Genomic DNA, 18,953 nt, shown 5'->3' with positions numbered 1-18,953 from the left:
AATCGACGGGTCCCGGGCCGGCTATGTGGACATCGCGGCGCGTCCGACGGCGGCCGGGAGTCCCTCAGCCTGGCAGTGCGGCCCGCCGTCCGCGGCGGCGCTCCCCCGCCGGGCCGCCCTCGGCGTTGCCCTGGTCCCTGTCGCCGTCGGCGTTGCCCTGCCGGGTGGTCGGGCCGCCGGGGCCGGGCTGCCCGCCGGCCAGGCCGGCAGCCGTCGGGACTGCGGCGTCCAAATCGCCGTCGTCCCCGGCAGGACCGGCGGCCTTGAGTGCGGTGGCCTTGACCACCAGCACGGCGAGCAGGGTGGTGACCGGGATGGCCAGGACCAGGCCGATGGAGCCGACCAGGGTGCGGATGACTTCCTCGGAGAGCTCGGCGCTGGTCAGCGCGTCGCCCAGCGGCCGTTCGTAGAGCATCACGATGATCAGGACGGGCAGCGCGGCCCCGGCGTAGGCGAAGGCGATGGTGTAGACGGTGGAGGCGATGTGGTCCCGGCCGATCCGCATGGCCGAGGTGAACAGCTTCCGTGCGGACGTTCCCGGCGCCAGCTCCCAGAGTTCCCACACCGCGGAGGACTGGGTGATCGTGACATCGTTGAGCGCGCCGAGCCCGGAAATGATGAGCCCGCACAGGATGATTCCCGAGATGGAGATGTGGTCCGAGACGCTGGTGAGGGTGGCGGCGTCGTGGTTTCCCACGCCGGCCAGGTTCGCCGCATCGGTGGCCCAGGCCGCGAGCCCGGCCGTAATGCCCAGGCCGAACATGGTGCCCAGCAGCGCCGTCGACGTCCGGGCGGTGAAGCCGTGGGCGAAGTACAGCACGCCGATCATGATCACCGTCGAGCTGACCAGGGCCAGCAGCAGCGGCGGTTTGCCTTCGACCAGGCCCGGCAGCATGAAGGTGACGAGGACGGCGTAGGCGCCGATCAGCCCGATCAGGGCGCGCAGCCCGCGCCAGCGCGCCACGGCAATGACCACGACGGCGTACAGCACCGCAAGCAGGATGATCGGGAGCGTCCGGACAAAGTCGACAAAGACGTACGCTGGCGTTCCCTGCGAGCCGGCGCTCTGCACTTTTGACAGGTTCAGATAGCGGATGTTGTCGCCGACTTTGACCCCGTGGGATTTTGCAACATCGGGGTTGATCACTACCTTGACCGGGTTCCCGCCGGCGTCCGGTTCGGTGTACGCGAACGTGCATTGCGACCCTTGTCCGGCGCCGCCGCCGGCATCCGGGCCCTGCTGCGCAGGCGCGGCAGGCTGGGACGGGCCGGCAGGCGCGCCGGGCTGGCCGGCAGGCGCGCCGGGCTGGCCGGCAGGCGCGCCGGGCTGGCCGTCCATGCAGTTGGCGACGACGACGCGCTGGATCTTTCCGGTGTCGAAGGTGACGCCTGGCGCGGCCGCATACGGGCTCGCCAGCTTGAGGCCCTCCTTGCTTCCCGAGGGCCACAGCAGCACCATCGCGGCAATGGTCAGCAGCGTCAGGGGAACCAGGACCGCGGCCAGGATCAGGTTGGCTTTCCGGCGGGCGGCGAGCGCCCGGGGCGTCGGCGGCGTTTGCCCCTGCGGGGGATGTGAATGTCCGGCGCCCATCAGCAGTTCAACCTCATGCCGAAAACTCTACGGGGTGCGGCCCGGCGTGATGTTCTGGTTGATGTGGAAGAGGTTCTGCGGATCGTATTTGGCTTTCACCTCCCGCAGCCGCTGGTAGTTGGCCCCGTAGTTTTCCGCCACCCGGGGCAGGTCATCGCCGTCCATGAAGTTGATGTAGCCGCCCGGGGCAGAAAACGGACGCAGCGCCTGGGCATATTCCCGGGCCCAGGCAACATTCGCGGCGTCGTCCGCCGGGTCCTCCCAGAAGGTGGCGATCACCGGGGCGAACTTCACGTTGCGGTTCGCGAAGGCGGTCTCCGTTGCACCGATCCGTTGGACCGCGCCGTCAATCGGGTACAGGTGGATTGCGGTCGGAATGGTGGGAATGGAGGTCGCGTGCTGGATGTGCACATCGATGGCGCCGTCGGAAAGCTCCTGCATGAAATCGGCCTTCCAATAGCCGCGCAGTCCCTTGGGCAGCATGGCGTCGAACGCCTGGTTCAGGGCGGGGTAGGGCATCGGGCCCACCATGGATCCGGCCACGGGTGCGGCGTCGAGGAACGGCTGCCAGCGGGCCGGCCCCTCCGCTTGGTCCCCGGTCCACATGCCGACCACGACGCACACCGGCTTGCCGTGCCACTCGGGTGGCAGGAACGGCACCGGCGGTCCCAGCGCGAAGCCCAGGAACGCGCCGAATTCTTCCGGAGCCGTCGCCAGGTATTCGCGGTAGAACCTGGCCACGGAGTCCGCCTGCTCGAGCGGGTAGATCAGGATGCCGGCATGGACCATGTCCACTGGATGCAGTTGGAATTCCAGTGAGGTCACGACGCCGAAGTTCCCGCCGCCGCCGCGCAGCGCCCAGAAAAGGTCATCGTTCTCGCTGGCGCTGGCCGTCAGGAATTTTCCGTCCGCCGTGACGACGTCGGCCGAGAGGAGGTTGTCGCAGCTGAGCCCGTATTTCCGGTCCAGGTAGCCGATGCCTCCGCCGAGGGTCAGCCCGGCCACTCCGGTGGTGCCGACGATGCCGCCGGTGGTCGCGAGGCCGAAGGCGTGGGTGGCGTGGTTGAAATCGGCCCAGGTTGCGCCGGCTTCGGCACGTGCCGTGCCCTTGGCCGGGTCCACCCGGACGCCGGTCGTGTTGGCAAAGTCGATGACCAGCGCGTTGTCCCAGGTTCCGAATCCCGGGGCGCTGTGCCCTCCCCCGCGGATGGCCAGGTCCAGGCCGTTATCCCGTGCGGAGTTGACGCACGCAATGACGTCGGCCACCTGGCTGACCCGCACCACGGCCGCCGGCTTCTTGTCGATCATGCCGTTGTGCACGGCCCGGGCAGCGTCATAGTCGCCGTCGCCGGGCATGGAGATCTGCCCGCGGACGTGCCCCCGCAAGGCCTCAAATGTTCCGTTCATTTCCTACACCGTCGATTTCGTCGAATCTTCCGACCGGACGATGGTGTGCTCCCAGCCGGCATGGCGCCCGGTGGTCTACGAGCACCAGCCATACTCCTTTGACCCGGCCGGGTCAAGGGGTCCGGACAACGTATTGCGGGAGCCCCCGCGGGCCCCGGTCCCGGACCCGCACGGATCCGCGCCGCCGACCCATCCCCGCCGCGCGCTGCGCCGAATAGCCGGTGGTACGCGGCGTGAGCCGGTCCTAAAGTGGGACATGAGGAACGATCTGGAGGACACAACGGTGGCCAGACGCAAGACCGACGACCGGGAGCCCGGGACCTCGGGACGGGACACGGCAGCCCGCGCCGAGCTGAGCATTGCCGACGCCGCAGGGACCACCCGCGGCGTGGCCCTGGTGCTGCACGGCGGCCGGGCGGACAGTTTCGAGGCGGTCCGCGCCCGGCACCTGAGTCCGGCCCGGATGCTGCCTTTCGCCCAGTCGCTGCGGGCCGCCGGCGGCCCGCACGGCCTGGCCGTCTGGACCCTGCGGAACCGGTACCGCGGCTGGAACGGGCCGGACATGTCCCCGGTCCAGGATGCGCGCTGGGCACTGTCCCAGATCAGCGTGGAGCATCCGGACGTCCCGGTTTACCTGCTGGGCCATTCGATGGGCGGCCTGACGGCGCTCTGCGTTGCGGACGACCCGCAGGTAGAGGCCGTCGTCGCCCTGGCCCCCTGGCTGGACGGGGCCACCCCGGCCGCGCGGGTCACCGGGCGGCGGGTGCTGATCGTGCACGGCAGCGAGGACCGGTGGACCAGCCCGAAAAACTCCCTCGCCTACGCCCGGCGCGCCGAGGGCGTGGCCGGTTCGATGGATTACATCGCGCTGCAGGGGGCGGGCCATTTCATGGCCCGCCGGGTCAGGCTGTGGCACGCGCTTGCCAACGGCTTCATCCTCGACGCGTTTGGACGGAGCACCGGAATCGACCTCCCCGGCACCGCGACGCTCCGCCAGGTCCTGCCGGCCACGGCCGCGTTGCCGGTGGTGCTGTGATGAAGGTGGTGCTGTGATGCCGGACTTCCCGCTCAGTCCCTTCCCGCTCGCTGCGTTCCTGGCCAGCCTGCCCTGGGCGGCGCTCGCGATCGTTGCCCTGCTGGCCGTCACCTTCGCCGTCGCCGTGCGGCAGCGCCGGCACTCGGTGATCGACACCGTCTGGGGCCTGGGTTTCGTGGTGGCGGCGGCCGTGTCCTGGCTGCTGTCAGCGGGCCATGGCGACGCCGGCCGCCGGCTGTTGCTGCTGGTCCTGGTGGCGGTCTGGGGCATCCGGCTGGCCGTGCACATCGGTCTCAGGGCCCGCGGCGGCCACGAGGATCCGCGCTACGTGGACATGCTCGCCCCGGCTCCGGGCTCCCGCAACGTCTACGCCCTGCGCCGGGTCTACCTGCCGCAGGGAATCGTGATGTTCTTCGTCTCCCTCACCATCCAGGTGGGCATGTTCGGCACCGGCGGCCTCGGCTGGCTGGCCCTGGCCGGCGTGCTGCTGTGGGTGGTCGGCTTCGTCTTCGAGACGGTCGGCGACTGGCAGCTGGCCCGGTTCAAGGCGGACCCTGCCCGGCGCGGCACGGTTCTGGACACCGGCCTGTGGCGCTACACCCGGCACCCGAACTACTTTGGCGACGCCGCCGTCTGGGCCGGGCTGTTCCTGGTCGCCGCGGACAGCTGGCCCGGCGTGCTCACCGTGCTCTCCCCCGCCCTGATGATCTGGACCCTGGCCGGCAAGACCGGCAAGCCGCTGACCGAAAAGGCCATGTCCGCCCGGCCCGGGTACAGGGAGTACATCGAGGCGACGTCGGGCTTCCTGCCCCGGCCGCCGCGCCGCAGGCCGCGCCACGGGCACCGGCCGGCCCACGCGTCACAGCCGCAGCACGACGGCGACGGACACTGACGTGCCGCCGGCTGGACGCCCCTGGCGGCCCGGGACCAGCGACGGTTTCTACCGGGCGCTGGTCCGGACCGGGCAGGCGCTCCTGGCGCTGTTCCGGGTCCGGGTCATCGTCACCGGATGCGAACACCTGCCGGCGGGACCGGCCGCCACGGGCCCGGAGCAGCCGGTGTCCGGCCCGTCCCGGCGGCCGGTCCCCGGCACGGGCGCGGTTATCGCCATCACCCACTTCGGCTACCTGGACTTCGCCTTCGCCGAGCTGCTGCTGTGGCGGCACAGCCGGGCCCAGTTGCGCTTCCTGATCACCCAGGCCGCGGCCGACCACTGGCTGGCCGGTCCCGCCGTCAGCGCCGCCGGGCACGTCGTCGTCGGCTATCAGGGCGGCTCCCAGGCCTATGACGCTGCGGTGCGGAAGTTGCACGCCGGCGAGTATGTCGGGGTCCTGCCGGAGGCCGGGGTGAGCCGCAGCTTCCGGGTCCGCGAATGCCGGACCGGTGCGGTCCGGATGGCCGCCGAGGCGGGTGTTCCGCTCATCCCGGTCTCGGTCTGGGGTTCGCACCGGATCATGACCCGGCACCACGCCTTCTCCCCGCTGCGGGCCTGGCGGGCCCCGGTGCGGATCCATGTCGGGGAACCGGTCGCGCCGGGCCCCGGCGTCGACGCTGCCGAGGCCACCGTGGCGCTGCGGGAAGCCCTGCAGCGCGGCATCGACGCCTGCATCGCCGACTTCCCGCTCCGGCCGGCGGCGGGGGCCTGGTGGATGCCCGCCGTGCTGGGCGGCGGCGCGCCCGGCGACGACGAGCGGCGGCGGCTGGATGAGGCCGAGGGTCGGCGGCGCGCACGCGCCCGGCGCCGATAAGCCCCGCCCGCGCGGTTCTCTTGACTACACTCCTTGGGGAGCAATTCAGCACTCGATGGAGAGGTACAACTCTGTGGCAAACACAGTCCTGAACAAGCGCGGCACCGGTGAAGAGCGTGGTCTCGCCCGGGTCGCCCAACGCATGGCGGCATGGACCGAAAAGTGGTTCCCCGACGCCTACATCTTCGCCCTCGCCGGCGTCATCATCATCGCCCTGGCCGCGCTGGCGATCGGTGCTTCGCCACAGTCCATCGCGGACTCCTTCGGCAACGGCTTCTGGGACCTGACGGCCTTCACGCTGCAGATGGCGATGGTGGTGCTCACCGGCTACGTCGTGGCGACGTCCCCGCCCGTGGCCCGGCTGATCAACCGGCTGGCCATGGTCCCGTCCACGGCCCGCACCGCCGTGAGCTTCGTGGCCCTGATGTCCATGTCCGTCTCGTTCCTCAACTGGGGGCTGAGCCTGATCTTCGGCGGCCTGCTGGCCCGGGCTATCGCCCGCCGGAAGGACCTCACCGTGGATTACCGCGCCCTGGGCGCGGCCGCCTTTATGGGCCTGGGCGCCGTCTGGGCCCTGGGCCTGTCCTCCTCCGCCGCGCAGTTGCAGGCGACCCCCGCCTCGCTGCCGCCGGCGCTGCTGAAGATCACCGGCATCCTGGACTTCGGCACCACGATCTTCACCTGGCAGTCGCTGCTGACCCTGGCCATCCTCATGCTGCTGACCACCGTGATCGCGCATTTCTCCGCCCCGCAGGGCGGCTCGATCCGCACCGCTGAAGATCTCGGCGTCGACCTCGACGACGAACCCAGCGAGCCGGCGCCGCGGTCCCGCCCGGGCGAGTGGCTCGAATACAGCAGGATCCTGCCGGTCCTGGCCGGGATCCTGACCCTGGGCTGGCTGGTGTCCCAGTTCCTGACCAAGCCGTTCCTGACCGTGGTGAGCAGCCTCAACGGGTACCTGCTGGTCTTCCTCATCCTCGGGCTGGTGCTGCACGGCACGCCGCGCAACTTCCTGCAGGCCGTCACCAAGGCGGTCCCGGCCACCGCGGGCATCCTGGTGCAGTTCCCGCTCTACGCCGCGATGGCGGCGATCCTGACCAAGGCCACGGGCAACGGCGGCATGACCATCTCCGCGCACCTGGCCGGGTTCTTCTCGGAGATCGGCAGCGGTGGCGGGTTCGCCGTCGTGATTGCGCTGTACACGGCCGTGCTGGGCCTGCTGGTTCCTTCCGGCGGCGGCAAATGGCTGGTGGAGGCGCCGTACGTGATGCAGTCGGCCACCGATGTCCAGATGAACCTGGGCTGGACGGTGCAGATCTACAACATCGCCGAAGCGCTGCCCAACCTGGTCAACCCCTTCTTCATGCTCCCGCTCCTCGCGGTGCTGAAGCTGCGGGCCCGGGACCTGGTGGGCTTCACCTTCCTGCAGTTCATCTTCCACCTGCCGGTAGTGCTGCTGCTGGTCTGGCTGCTCGGCATGACCTTCGACTTCGTCCCGCCGGTGATGCCGGCCGGCAAGTAGGCGCGGCGCACAGGCGCAAAAAACCACCCTGCCAGCCGGTGCAGTCAACGGCGGCGGGGTGGTTTTTTGATGTCTCGGGCCCGGTGTCAGGCGGGGTCGGAGAGCACCAGGGTTTCCGCGCCGGCGAGCCGCGCCGTGCCGCTCTCCAGCAGCGGCTCGACGACGGCGCACAGGGCCGCCATTGAATCGTCAAGTTCCAGCAGCACCGGGTACTGGTACGCAATCAGGGCCAGCAGGTCCCGGACCGCGGCGCGGGCCTCCTCCGCGGACAGTCCGGGCTCGTGGCCGAGGAACACGTCCGAGGGTTCGCCGGCCTTGGTGGCGTGGCCATCTTCCGGGCCGCCCATTTCCGGGCCGCCCTGGGCGTAGCTGACCGCGAACGCCTGCAGCCGGCCCTTCTTGCTCGCCGGCACGCCCGCACCAAAAGCGCTGGCCTTGGGCGCGCGCAGCACAATGGCCCCGTGGGCGCCGCTGAGGTCGTCCAGAAAGAGCCGCTGCACGGTGGCGATGCTGAGTTCGCCGGGGCTGTCCCACCCGTGCACCGCGGTGTAGTAGCGGCCAACGACGTCGCTCAGTTCCACCGAGCCCGTGGCCAGGTCCTCCACCTGCTCCGAGGCGGCCGCCTCGGAGCCGTCGCCGAAGACCGGCAGCTTCAGGGCGCCGGGTTCGACGACCACGAGGCGGGACCGCTGGATCGGGGATAGGCCGGCGGCCTCGGCGAAGGCGGCGCCGGGCGTGCCGGGTTCGACCTTGGTCCGCAGCCGGGTCACGCCCGACGGCGAATGCTCCGCTTCGTGCCGGAGCATGGCCAGCAGCGTGGAGCCGATACCGGTCCGGCGGTGGTCGCGGGCGACCTCAACGTAGGCCCAGAGGCGTTCCGGATGCAGGGAGGCCTCGTGGACCACACCGGCGGCCACCGGGATGGCGGCGCCGTCCACCACGTCCTCCGCCACGATGCAGCGGCGCCAGGGACTGTTGCCGGAGACGGCGAGCGCGGCACGGAACTGCCGGGCCTGGTCCGTCTCCGGGCCGCCCCAGATTTCCAGCAGCGCCAGGTCGTCGCCGTCGCGCCATTCCCGGTATGCGATGGTCATGCTCAGGCGCCGATCAGCCGTGCGGCCAGGTAGCCCTCCACCTTGTCCAGGGACACCCGGTCCTGGCTCATGGTGTCGCGTTCGCGGATGGTGACGGCATGGTCATCGAGGGTGTCGAAGTCCACCGTGATGCAGAACGGCGTGCCGATTTCGTCCTGGCGGCGGTAGCGGCGGCCGATCGCGCCGGCGTCGTCGAATTCGATGTTCCAGTTCTTCCGCAGCTGCGCGGCAAGATCCTTCGCCTTCGGGGAGAGGTCCTCGTTCCGGCTCAGCGGAAGCACGGCCGCCTTGACCGGGGCCAGCCTCGGGTCAAGCTTGAGCACCGTGCGGACGTCGACGCCGCCCTTGGCGTTGGGTGCCTCGTCCTCGGTGTAGGCGTCGATCATGAACGCCATGAAGGACCGGGTGAGACCGGCGGCGGGTTCGATCACGTACGGGGTGTAGCGCTCGTTCGTGGCCTGGTTGAAGTAGCTCAGGTCCTGGCCGGAGGCTTTCGAGTGCGTGGACAGATCGAAGTCGGTGCGGTTGGCGATGCCCTCGAGCTCGCCCCACTCCGAGCCGGAGAAGCCGAAGCGGTACTCGATGTCCGTGGTGCCCTTGGAGTAGTGGCTGAGCTTCTCCAGCGGGTGCTCGAAGAAGCGCAGGTTTTCCTCGCGGATCCCCAGGCCGGTGTACCAGGCCATGCGTTCCTTCATCCAGTACTGGTGCCACTGCTCGTCCGTGCCGGGCTCGACGAAGAATTCCATTTCCATCTGCTCGAACTCGCGGGTGCGGAAGATGAAGTTGCCTGGGGTGATCTCGTTGCGGAAGGACTTGCCGATCTGGCCGATGCCGAACGGCGGCTTCTTCCGCGAGGTGGTCAGCACGTTGCTGAAGTTCACGAAGATGCCCTGGGCGGTTTCCGGGCGCAGGTAATGCAGGCCCTCTTCGCTCGCGACCGGGCCCAGGTACGTTTTGAGCAGGCCGGAGAATTCCTGCGGCTCGGTCCACTGGCCGCGGGTGCCGCAGTTGGCGCAGGCGATGTCCTTGAGGCCGTTCTCGGCCGGGCGGCCCTTCTTCTCCTCGTACTCTTCCTCGAGGTGGTCCGCACGGTAGCGCTTGTGGCAGGACAGGCACTCCACCAGCGGGTCGGAGAAGACCTCGACGTGGCCCGAGGCTTCCCAGACCTGGCGGGGCAGGATCACCGAGGAGTCGAGGCCGACGACGTCGTCGCGGCCGCGGACCACGGACTGCCACCACTGGCGCTTGATGTTCTCCTTCAGCTCGGCACCGAGGGGCCCATAGTCCCAGGCAGAACGGGAGCCACCGTAAATTTCACCGGCCTGGAAGACGAACCCCCGTCGCTTGGCGAGGGAAATGATCTGGTCGAGTACGGATTTTGCTGCCATGGGAACTCCAATTTCTACAGGGCCGCTGGGTGCGGTCCGTGCTGTCAGCCCCGCGACACCGGCTGGTTGCCGGGCGGGGTGGTGCGAACGGTGTGATGCAATGTCCAAGCCTACCCGGGGCCGTTACCGCCTGAAGGCGCCCCGGGACCAGGGCAGGCTGGCCAGCACAATGGCGGCCAGGGTCAGCAGGGTGCCCAAGACCGTGGGCAGGGCGATGATCGTGCCCGGCGCCGGCAGGACCAGGTCCAGGCCCAGGGACCCCAGCAGCTGCCCGGCGATCATGCCGAGCCCGGTGACCAGGACCCCCAGGCTGCGGACCAGGAAGGCCGCGACGGCGATGAACACGCAGCCCATCGGTCCGCCGAGGTAGTACCACCAGTCGCCGGGGAGGGCTTGGCCGGGGCCGGCAACGGCCAGTTTGATCAGCCAGGCGAGCCAGAGCACGATGCCGCCGGCGATGAAGTTGACCAGGGTGGCGGTGATCGGGGTGCCGTAGTGCATCGTGGCGGTGCCGTTCATGGCCTGCTGGAAGCTCATCAGGAATCCTGCGAGGACCGGCAGGAGCACCGGCAGCAGCAGTTGCAGCGGCCCGGACGCGCCGCCCGCGGCGCTGCCATCGAAGCGCGGCGAAACCGCCCACGCCACGGCGGCGACGGTCAGCACGCTGCCGAGCACCCTGATGCCCGTGATGGATTTCTTCCCCGCCGGGCCGATGCCCATCCGGTCCACCAGCAGTCCGCTGAGGGTTTGGCCGGTGACGGCGGCGACGGTGAACAAGGCAACGCCGAGCAGCCCGACCGTGAAGGACTGGGCGAAGACGAAGAACGCGCCAATGCCGCCGGCCAGCACGTAGTAGCGCGGGAAGCGGCGTTCCCGCAGGGCCGGCAGGACGCGCGCCAGCCCCTCGCGCCCCTTGGGTAGCACGAGGGTGATGGCGATCATCAGGACCAGGCCGGTGCTGAAGCTCACCACCGCCGCGGCGAGGCCGTCGGCCAGGACTGTTCCCAGGGCGCCGTTGATCCGGCCCTGGACCGGGACGAACAGCCCGGCCGCCACCGCCAGCAGGAGGCCGGGCAGCAGCGGAAGCCGCGGTGCGTGGGTCATTGGTGCCACCTTTGGTCAGGCATTATTGCTGGTATGAGCAAGCAGGAAATTGAAGACATCCCCATCCGCGACGACATGATCCGGCTGGGGCAGCTGCTGAAGCTGGCCAGCCTGGTGGAGGACGGGGTGGAGGCTGCGGAACTGATCAAGAACGGGCTCGTGAAGGTCAACGGCCAGATTGACGAGCGCCGCGGCCGGCAGCTGCACGACGGCGACACCGTCACCGTGAACGGCCGGACCGTGCGGATTTCGGCACCGGGGCGAGCCTAGCTGCAGTGACCACGGGTCCGGGCAGGTGCCGGCGGAGCAGTGCTGTCAGGCGCTGAGCACCTCGTGGCTGAGGAACTCGCCCACGTGGCCGATCTCCTGCTGGTTGATGCCGTGCCACATGCCGGTGTAGAGCACCTTGGTGAGCTTCACGTGGCTGCGCACCCAGCCCATGGTGAACTCGATTTTGTCCGGCGTGATCACGGGGTCCTGCTGGTCCCGCCCCCAGAACATGGGGACCGTGCCGTCCAGCTCCGCGTCGCGGAAAGCCGGGTCGCCGCCGGCGTCGACGACAAAGCCTGAGAGCCCCACGACGGCGGCGTAGCCGTCCGGCCGCTGGCGCAGCAGCGTCGTGGCCAGGGCCATTCCCATCGAGAACCCGAGCAGGGTCACGGAAGGGTGGTTGCCCCGGACCGAGTCGATCCAGTGCTGGGCGTAGGCGGCGGCGTGCTTGACGGCGTCGAGCGAATAGTCGATGGACGCCGTCAGCGGGAACCAGGTGAAGCCCGGCCCGGCCGGAAGCGGGGCGCGCAGGGCGGCGACGACGAACTCTTCCGGCAGCAGGTCCGCCAGGCTGAGCAGGTCCTGTTCGTTGGCGCCGTAGCCGTGCAGCAGCACCAGCAGCGGCTTGCCGGCGCGGGCTTCTTCGGGCCGGGACCACAGCACAACGGGGGCCGGGAAGGTACTGGGGAAGGCATCAGCTTCAGTCATGGCTCCATTCTTACAGTTACCTGTGGGTCACCCGTTGCGGTGGCGCGGCTTTGCCGGGAAAGGGCAGGATATGAAGGTGAGCGAAACAGAATACCCGGTGGAGACGCCGGACCGCACCCTCAACCACCCCTGGACCCGGTACGTCGCGATGGGCGATTCCTTCACCGAAGGCATCGGCGACCCCGAGCCGGCCAGCCCGGGCGGGCACCGCGGCTGGGCGGACCGGGTGGCGGAGGAACTGAGCCGCGGCCACGGGGACTTTGCCTACGCCAATCTTGCCGTCAGGGGCAGGCTGCTGCAGCAGATCGTGGACCAGCAACTGGCCCACTGCCTGTCCCTGAAGCCGGACCTCGTAACGCTGTCCGCGGGCGGGAACGACCTGATCCGGCCCGGCGGCGACCCCGACGTCCTCGCCGAGCGGTTGGACTCGGTGGTCCAGATCCTGAGCCTGGGCGGCGCCACCGTGGTCCTGTTCAACGGCCCGGACACGGGTTCCACCGTGCTGGGCCGGATCCGCAGCAAGGTGGCCATCTACAACGAGAACCTGCGCACCGTGGCTGCCCGCCACGACGCGATCATCGCGGACATGTGGTCGTTGCGTCAGCTTAACGATCCGCAGATGTGGGATGCTGACCGGCTGCACTTCTCGCCGCTGGGCCATCACACGATCGCGGCGATGGTGCTGGACTCCTTGAACGTGCAGCACACCCTGGAGCCGCTCTCCCCCAAACCGCTGCCGCAGCGCAGCTGGCGGGAGGCCCGCACCGGCGACCTGATCTGGGCCCGTGAGCATTTCGTTCCATGGGTGGTCCGGCGCCTGCGGCACCGCTCCTCCGGCGACGGCATCACGGCCAAGCGTCCGCTGGCCGGCCCGGTCTTCGGCCCCGGCGTCCCGCTTGGTTCCGGCGAGGGCCCGCCCGGCGCGGGCGACTCGGCGGACCGTTCGCGTTAAGCTGGAAGGACACCCTTCTGAGAGGCGCGGTACCGTGAGTATTTTCTTCTTGATCATCGTCTTGTCGGTGGTGGTGCCGGCAGCGAGGCGCTGGTACCGCACCTCACAGCGGGCACGGAGCCAGGATCCGGGGATGACGGGCGGGTTCCCCGGGCAGTTACCCGGCGGCTTCCCGGGCCAGCAGAGCAACCAGCCCCGGGACGGGTTCACCCAGCGGGACTACTATGGCGGCTTCGGCCAGCTCGGCGCGCCGCAGCCGCCGGCGAACCCCTACCCGGGCCAGCCCGGCAGCCAGTACCCCGTCCCGTATGAGGACAGCCCGGAGTACCTGAACAATCCGCCGCAGTACGGGCCGCCGCAGGCGCCCCGGCAGCAGCCCGGGACGCCGGCGGCCCCGGACCTGCCGTCCTCGTCCGGGCCGCAGGGCTACCGCGCCCGCAGGCTCGCCGAGCTGGACCAGAAGTTCAGCAACGGCGAGCTCGCGATGGAGGATTACATGGCCCAGCGCGCGGAGATCATGAAGGGCTGACACCCCTGACCCGATAAGCAACGCGGGGTCACTTACCGTCCATACTCCACTCGTGGATAGGCCGTAAGTGACCCCGCGTTGCTGTTGTCGGGGGGGCTCCGCCTAGTCGACCTGCGGGAAGCCCAGGTCGATCACCGAGGTGGACGGATCCGGCCAGCGCGTGGTGACCACCTTGCCGCGGGTGTAGAACTTGATGCTCTCCGGGCCGTACATGTGCGTGTCGCCGAAGAGCGAGTTCTTCCAGCCACCGAAGGAGAAGGTTCCCACGGGCACCGGGATCGGCACGTTGACTCCCACCATGCCGGCCTCGACGTCGAATTCGAACTGCCGGGCGGCACCGCCGTCGCGGGTGAAGATCGCGACCCCGTTGCCGAACTCGTTGTCGTTGACCAGCTGCACCGCGTCCGCGTAGCTTCCGACGCGGACCACCGATAGCACCGGCCCGAAGATCTCGTCGTCGTAGACCTTCATGCCCGGCTTGACGTTATCGATCAGGCTGACGCCGATGAAGAACCCGTCGGAGTCGAACTGCTGGGCGCGGCCGTCCACCACCACGGAGGCGCCCTCGTCTGCGGCGCCGGCGACGTAGGAAGCAACCTTGTCGCGGTGTTCGGCAGTGATCAGCGGTCCCATCTGGGAGGCAGGGTCAGTGCCGGGGCCGATCGTCAGGGTCGCCATCCGGGTCCTGATCGCCTCCACGAGGTCGTCCGCGATGTTCCCGACCGCCACCAGGACGCTGACCGCCATGCAGCGCTCCCCCGCGGAGCCGTAGGCGGCCGAAACAGCGGCGTCGGCGGCCATGTCCAGGTCGGCATCCGGCAGCACCACCATGTGGTTCTTGGCCCCGCCGAGGGCCTGGACGCGCTTGCCGTTGTCCGCGGCGCGCTTGTAGATCGACTGGGCGATCGGGGTGGACCCGACAAAGCTGACGGCCTTCACGTCCGGGTGTTCCAGCAGGACGTCGACGGCTTCCTTGTCCCCGTGGACCACGTTCAGGACGCCGGCGGGCAGGCCGGCCTCGGCGAAGACCTGGGCGATGAACACGGCCGAGGAGGGGTCTTTTTCGCTGGGCTTGAGCAGGACCGTGTTGCCGCAGGCCAGGGCGCTGCCGATCATCCACAGCGGCACCATGGCCGGGAAGTTGAACGGCGTGATGCAGGCGACGACGCCGACCGGCTGGCGGACCGAGTGGACGTCGACGCCGCTGGACACCTGCTCGGAGCGTTCGCCCTTGAGCATGTGGGACAGGCCGGTGGCGAATTCGATGTTTTCCAGGCCGCGGGTGATCTCGCCCTCGGCGTCGGAGAGGACCTTGCCGTGTTCGCTGGTCAGCAGGGCGGCGAGCTCGGGGCGGCGCTGCATCAGCAGTTCGCGGACCCGGAAGAAGATGGTGGTGCGCTTGGCCAGGCTGGTGGCGCGCCAGCCCGGCAGCGCGGCGCGGGCGGCGGCGATGGCTTCCTCGACGCGTGACGCCGAGGCGAGCGCCACTTCCTTCTCCTGTGCGCCGGTGGCGGGGTTGAAGACGGGGCCGTAGCGTTCGGCGTCGGATACCAGGGCGCCGTTGATGAAGTGCGGGATGCGTTCCATGGGAAGGTCTCTTTCTAAGCGAGGTGGCGGGCTAGTTGGCGGGTTCGAAGGAGCCGTCGACCAGTTTGACGATTGCGGAGCAGTCCTTGCCGGACTGGCCGCCGTCGATGAGGCGTTGGAAGAGCTGCTGGACATGCTCGCCGATTTCCAGGGGGGTGCCGGTGTCCCGGGCGGCGCTGATGGCCAGGCCGATGTCCTTGTTGGCGAGTTCGGCGGTGAAGGTGGGCGCGAAGTCGTTGTTGGAGGCGGCGGTGGGGACCACCCCGGCCACCGGGTACCAGGTGCGCAGCGCCCAGCTGTCGCCGGAGGAGACCGAGGCGATGTCCCAGAAGACCTGCTTGTCCAGGCCCAGCCGGTCCGCGAGCACCGCGCCTTCGGCCGTGGAGGCGAGGTTGATGAAGAGCATCAGGTTGTTGCAGATTTTGGCGGCCTGCCCGGTGGTGGGGCCGCCGGTGGGGATGATGTTGGCGGCCATCGGGCGGATGTATTCGGTGGCGTCGGCGACGGCGCCGGACTCCCCGCCGATCATGAAGGTCAGGGTGGCGGCCTCGGCGCCGCTGATCCCGCCGGAGACGGGCGCGTCAACAAAGCGGAACCCGGCTGCTGCGGCGGCGTCGTGCAGGGCCTGGGCGGAGGCAATGTCGATCGTCGAGGAATCGACCAGCAGGGTCTTGGTGTCGGCGTGGGCCAGGACCCCGTCCTCGCCGAGGTACACGGCACGGGCGTGCTCACCCTTGGGCAGCATGGTGAAGACGACGTCGGCGCCCTGCACGGCGTCGGCGATGCTGCCGGCGGCCTTGACCCCGCCGGCTTCGGCGGCAGCGACGGCCTCGGGGTTGAGGTCGAAGCCGCGGACTTCGTGTCCGGCCTTAACCAGGTTCACCGACATGAACCCGCCCATGTTTCCCAGTCCGATCCAGGCGACAACTGCCATGGCTTAAGCTCCTTTGCTTAGTTCTGCTGAATTCGATGCGGCCCGGTGCCGGCCCGACGTGTCTACCATCACATCCTGTTACAGTGCATTCAAGGGGAAAAAGTAAAGATGCCATGTGCAGCAATGCACATCGAGGGGAGCGCCTGTGGTGGACCGGAAGCGGCTGGCCAGTCCGGATGACCTGCTGATCCTGCTGACAGTGGCCCGGCTGGGCCGGTTCAACGCCGTTGCCGAGACCCTGGGAACGACGCACACCACGATTTCGCGCCGGATCCTGGCCCTGGACAAGCAGCTCGGCGGCCGCACCCTGGGGCGCAGCCCGCACGGCTGGGAGCTGACCGAACTTGGCTCGCAGGCAGTGGCCGCGGCCGAAGAGATCGAGGCGACCCTTGGCGCACTGTCCGGCCGGATCGCCCGGCGCCAGGACGTACTTTCCGGCCTGGTCCGGATCAGCACGCCGGACGGCTTCGGCGCGGAATTCGTCACCCCCGCGCTGGTCCGGCTGCAGCAGGAGCATCCGTTGCTGAACGTGGAGATGCTCAGCGCCACCCGCAAGGTCAGCCAGAACCGCTCGGGGGTGGACCTCGAGGTGGTGGTGGGCAACCTGGACGTCAGCAACGCGCAGACCATCTTCCTGGCCAATTACTTCCTCAGGCTGTACGCGAGCCCGCAGTACGCGCTCAGCCACGGGCTGCCGGAAACGCTTGACGACGTCCAGCGGCACGGCTTCGTCTCCTACGTGGAGTCTGCGCTGCAGGTAGCCGAGCTGGGCCACCGCTCCACCCAGCTTCCGGTGCCGCGTTCCAGCTTCCAGGCCACCAGCATCTTCGCCCAGCTCGAGGCGGTGAGCCGGGCGGCAGGCATCGGCCTGCTGCCCAACTTCATGGTGGTCGGCAAGCCCGGCTTCCTGCCGGTCCTGCCCGACGACTTCCAGCGGCAGCTGCCGATCTGGGCGGTGGCGCGGGCCGAATCGCTGCGCTCGGCGCAGGTCCAGGCGGTGCTGGCCACCATCCGGCGGGAGATCTCCGAACGCCAGGACCTGCTGACGGGCTGAGCCAGTCGATGGCGTTGTTCATCGCCGCAGTGTCGCACCGGGGCAGTCATGTGGTGAGGTGGGCGGTCTCGACCGGGGAGTCGGGACGAAGACCCCATTCGGCCCAGGATCCGTCGTAGACCCGGACACGGCCGCGTCCGAGAATTTCGGTGAGCACGTACCACGCGGTAGCCGCGCGGCCGCCGATGGTGCAGTACGTGATCAGCTCGTCCTCGCCTTCGAGCTCCGGCACGGGCATCGCCCGGCGCAGCTCGTCGGCCGGGCGGAACGCGCCTTTCTGGTCGTAGAGATCGCCGAACGGCCGGTGGACGGCGGTAGGGATGTGCCCGGCGCGCCCTCCCGGCTGCATTCCGCCGGATGGCCAGAACCGCTCACCGGCGTATTCGGGCCCGGAGCGGACATCCAGAAGAGTTGTTCCAGCGCGGCCGATGGCTGCCCGCACGGCCGGCATGTCGGCGAACAGCAACGGGTTCCGTTCGGTGAGCTGGTACGGGGCGGCCTCCACCGGGATCGGTGACGTGCCGTAGGGATGTCCCTCGGCGCGCCAGGCATCGCGGGAGCAGTTCAGGATGCGGACATCGGCGTGACCGTACAGCTTGAGCAGCCAATAGCCGAGTGCCGGGGCGTAGCCGTAGCACACGACCGTCGACGCGGGGCCGATGCCGGACCGGGCCAATAGCTGTTCGACGGCTTCTCTGCCGACCGGGCGGTACCGGTCGTCTTTGAGGTCTGCGTAGACGTTCCACAGTACCGCGCCGTCGATGTGCCATTGATTGTAGGCGGCCGCGGACACGTCCACTTCGACAACGCGGACCGCAGGGTCATACAGATGATTCGCCAGCCAGATGGGTTCGATGAGCATGTCCACAGTCTGCCCGCTTGTCATTGGCGCAAGGTTGGCCCAAAGTTGGCGATACCTTGGCGCCGGGCCGGTCGGCCTATTCGGTCTGGATCCACCCCAGCAGATCCTCGCGACCGACCGATCGCAGGAGCGCCGGGTGGTCGCTGGCGATGTGGCCGCGGATCGCCCCGATCACTTCCTCGTCGGTGTCGCCGCGGACGACGAACCCGCATTCACATCGGATGAGCTTAGCCATAACGACCTCCCGCAACTGGTAGGACCCTCCCCGGAACGATGGCGGTCCATGGGATCATGGTGTCATGAGCGTGCAGTCAGCGCTGCGTCTGCAGATCTGCGGGCCGCTGGTTGTGGAGCGGAACGGGTTGAGGCTCGATCACGACCTGCCCGGCCGTCAGGGACGCCTGGTGTTCACCTACCTCGTCGTCAACCGGCACCGTCAGGTGCCCCGCGACGAGCTCATCGAGGCGTTGTGGCGCAGCCCCGATCCCGCCGGGAATGACGCGCGCCTGAACCCGCTGATCTCCAAGCTTCGCCACGTCATGGGCCCGGACGCTGTGCATGGTCGCGTCACCGTCCAGCTTCACCTCCCCGACGTGTGGATCGACCTCGAGGCCGCCGTGGAGGCAATCCACCGCGCCGAGTCCGCCGTGGCTCAGAAGGACTGGACCCGTGCGTGGGGGCCGGCTCTGGTCGCGTTGTTCGTCGCCGACCGCGGATTCCTGCCTGGCGAGGATGCGGATTGGATCGACCAGACCAGAGACCAGCTGGCCGAGATCCGCCTGCGATCCCTGGAGTGTTACGCCGCCGCCGAGCTCGGCATCGGCGGCGCTGAACTCGTCGGTGCGCTCCGCGCGGGTCGCCGGCTTATCGACCTGGATCCGCTGCGCGAAAGCGGCCATCGCTACCTGATGCGGGCTCTCGCCGCCCAGGACAACGTAGCCGAGGCGCTGGCCGTGTACGGCCAGCTAGCCGGCCTTCTCCGCGACCAGCTTGGTGTTTCGCCCAGCCCGGGGACCCGGGCGCTCTACCAACAGCTCCTCGAACAGATCTGAGCTCCGGAAAGGCCTCCATGGTTTTCAGGGCCAGGTCGGGGACCGCCGTGCCGACGCCGGAAACGACGGCTGCCCGTGTCCGCGGATCGCGGACACGGGCAGCAGTGGTGCTGGT

General features: G+C 69.2%; 19 protein-coding genes. 9 read left to right on the top strand and 10 right to left on the bottom strand.

The features are described from left to right. Window positions 1-64: 64 nt before the first annotated feature. The gene (locus AC3ANP_RS11180) at window positions 65-1,591 is read right to left on the bottom strand and encodes a YibE/F family protein (RefSeq protein ID WP_488330256.1); all 1,527 of its coding nucleotides are present in this window, start codon (window positions 1,589-1,591) and stop codon (window positions 65-67) included. Between the two features lie 27 nt (window positions 1,592-1,618). Further along, the gene (locus AC3ANP_RS11175; protein WP_488330255.1) at window positions 1,619-2,998 is read right to left on the bottom strand and encodes an FAD-binding oxidoreductase; all 1,380 of its coding nucleotides are present in this window, start codon (window positions 2,996-2,998) and stop codon (window positions 1,619-1,621) included. Window positions 2,999-3,254: 256 nt separating this feature from the next. Here AC3ANP_RS11175 and AC3ANP_RS11170 point away from each other — a divergent pair, with 256 nt between their 5' ends. From AC3ANP_RS11170 to AC3ANP_RS11155, 4 genes are all read left to right on the top strand, one after another. Beyond that, window positions 3,255-4,034: an alpha/beta hydrolase gene (locus AC3ANP_RS11170; protein WP_488330254.1), complete on the top strand. Its 780-nt coding sequence runs from the start codon at window positions 3,255-3,257 to the stop codon at window positions 4,032-4,034. Between the two features lie 16 nt (window positions 4,035-4,050). Then, complete coding sequence (locus AC3ANP_RS11165) at window positions 4,051-4,926, top strand: DUF1295 domain-containing protein (protein ID WP_488333027.1); 876 nt, start codon at window positions 4,051-4,053, stop codon at window positions 4,924-4,926. Between the two features lies 1 nt (window position 4,927). Next, window positions 4,928-5,782, top strand: coding sequence for a lysophospholipid acyltransferase family protein (locus tag AC3ANP_RS11160; RefSeq protein WP_488330253.1), 855 nt, complete (start codon window positions 4,928-4,930; stop codon window positions 5,780-5,782). A gap of 73 nt (window positions 5,783-5,855) precedes the next feature. Further along, entirely contained in the window at window positions 5,856-7,304 is a 1,449-nt protein-coding gene (locus tag AC3ANP_RS11155) for a short-chain fatty acid transporter (protein WP_488330252.1), read from the top strand. An 86-nt stretch (window positions 7,305-7,390) separates the two neighbouring features. Here AC3ANP_RS11155 and AC3ANP_RS11150 read toward each other — a convergent pair whose 3' ends face one another. From AC3ANP_RS11150 to AC3ANP_RS11140, 3 genes are all read right to left on the bottom strand, one after another. Beyond that, entirely contained in the window at window positions 7,391-8,398 is a 1,008-nt protein-coding gene (locus tag AC3ANP_RS11150; RefSeq protein ID WP_488330251.1) for a GNAT family N-acetyltransferase, read from the bottom strand. 2 nt (window positions 8,399-8,400) lie between these two features. Next, window positions 8,401-9,786, bottom strand: a complete 1,386-nt coding sequence (locus AC3ANP_RS11145; RefSeq protein WP_488330250.1) for a glycine--tRNA ligase — start codon at window positions 9,784-9,786, stop codon at window positions 8,401-8,403. A gap of 123 nt (window positions 9,787-9,909) precedes the next feature. Next, a complete protein-coding gene (locus tag AC3ANP_RS11140; RefSeq protein ID WP_488330249.1) occupies window positions 9,910-10,890 on the bottom strand; it encodes a DMT family transporter in 981 nt (326 codons plus the stop codon). A 33-nt stretch (window positions 10,891-10,923) separates the two neighbouring features. Here AC3ANP_RS11140 and AC3ANP_RS11135 point away from each other — a divergent pair, with 33 nt between their 5' ends. Next, on the top strand, window positions 10,924-11,160 hold the full coding sequence (locus AC3ANP_RS11135; protein ID WP_488330248.1) for an RNA-binding S4 domain-containing protein: 237 nt from the start codon (window positions 10,924-10,926) through the stop codon (window positions 11,158-11,160). Between the two features lie 45 nt (window positions 11,161-11,205). Here the strand turns inward: AC3ANP_RS11135 and AC3ANP_RS11130 are convergent, their stop codons facing one another. Next, complete coding sequence (locus AC3ANP_RS11130) at window positions 11,206-11,868, bottom strand: alpha/beta hydrolase (RefSeq protein ID WP_488330247.1); 663 nt, start codon at window positions 11,866-11,868, stop codon at window positions 11,206-11,208. A 70-nt stretch (window positions 11,869-11,938) separates the two neighbouring features. On the opposite strand from AC3ANP_RS11130, the gene AC3ANP_RS11125 reads away from it, so the two are divergent. Then, window positions 11,939-12,820 (top strand): SGNH/GDSL hydrolase family protein, encoded by an 882-nt coding sequence (locus tag AC3ANP_RS11125; protein ID WP_488330246.1) that lies wholly within the window; start codon window positions 11,939-11,941, stop codon window positions 12,818-12,820. Between the two features lie 34 nt (window positions 12,821-12,854). Further along, on the top strand, window positions 12,855-13,349 hold the full coding sequence (locus AC3ANP_RS11120) for a hypothetical protein (protein ID WP_488330245.1): 495 nt from the start codon (window positions 12,855-12,857) through the stop codon (window positions 13,347-13,349). A 102-nt stretch (window positions 13,350-13,451) separates the two neighbouring features. On the opposite strand, the gene AC3ANP_RS11115 is transcribed toward AC3ANP_RS11120, so the two are convergent. Next, window positions 13,452-14,936, bottom strand: coding sequence for a CoA-acylating methylmalonate-semialdehyde dehydrogenase (locus AC3ANP_RS11115; protein ID WP_488330244.1), 1,485 nt, complete (start codon window positions 14,934-14,936; stop codon window positions 13,452-13,454). A 31-nt stretch (window positions 14,937-14,967) separates the two neighbouring features. Next, window positions 14,968-15,870: a 3-hydroxyisobutyrate dehydrogenase gene (mmsB, locus tag AC3ANP_RS11110; RefSeq protein ID WP_488330243.1), complete on the bottom strand. Its 903-nt coding sequence runs from the start codon at window positions 15,868-15,870 to the stop codon at window positions 14,968-14,970. 148 nt (window positions 15,871-16,018) lie between these two features. Between mmsB and AC3ANP_RS11105 the strand changes: the two genes are divergently transcribed. Continuing rightward, entirely contained in the window at window positions 16,019-16,924 is a 906-nt protein-coding gene (locus AC3ANP_RS11105; protein ID WP_488330242.1) for a LysR family transcriptional regulator, read from the top strand. Window positions 16,925-16,970: 46 nt separating this feature from the next. Here AC3ANP_RS11105 and AC3ANP_RS11100 read toward each other — a convergent pair whose 3' ends face one another. Then, entirely contained in the window at window positions 16,971-17,786 is an 816-nt protein-coding gene (locus AC3ANP_RS11100) for a sulfurtransferase (RefSeq protein ID WP_488330241.1), read from the bottom strand. Window positions 17,787-17,862: 76 nt separating this feature from the next. Then, a complete protein-coding gene (locus AC3ANP_RS11095; protein WP_488330240.1) occupies window positions 17,863-18,021 on the bottom strand; it encodes a DUF1059 domain-containing protein in 159 nt (52 codons plus the stop codon). Window positions 18,022-18,085: 64 nt separating this feature from the next. On the opposite strand from AC3ANP_RS11095, the gene AC3ANP_RS11090 reads away from it, so the two are divergent. Further along, the gene (locus tag AC3ANP_RS11090; protein WP_488330239.1) at window positions 18,086-18,838 is read left to right on the top strand and encodes an AfsR/SARP family transcriptional regulator; all 753 of its coding nucleotides are present in this window, start codon (window positions 18,086-18,088) and stop codon (window positions 18,836-18,838) included. Window positions 18,839-18,953: the final 115 nt, after the last annotated feature.

The sequence above is a fragment of the Arthrobacter sp. JB02-1C genome, assembly GCF_057748045.1.
Note: the sequence above shows the minus strand (reverse complement) of the source record. Positions and strands in the feature narration are given on the sequence as shown.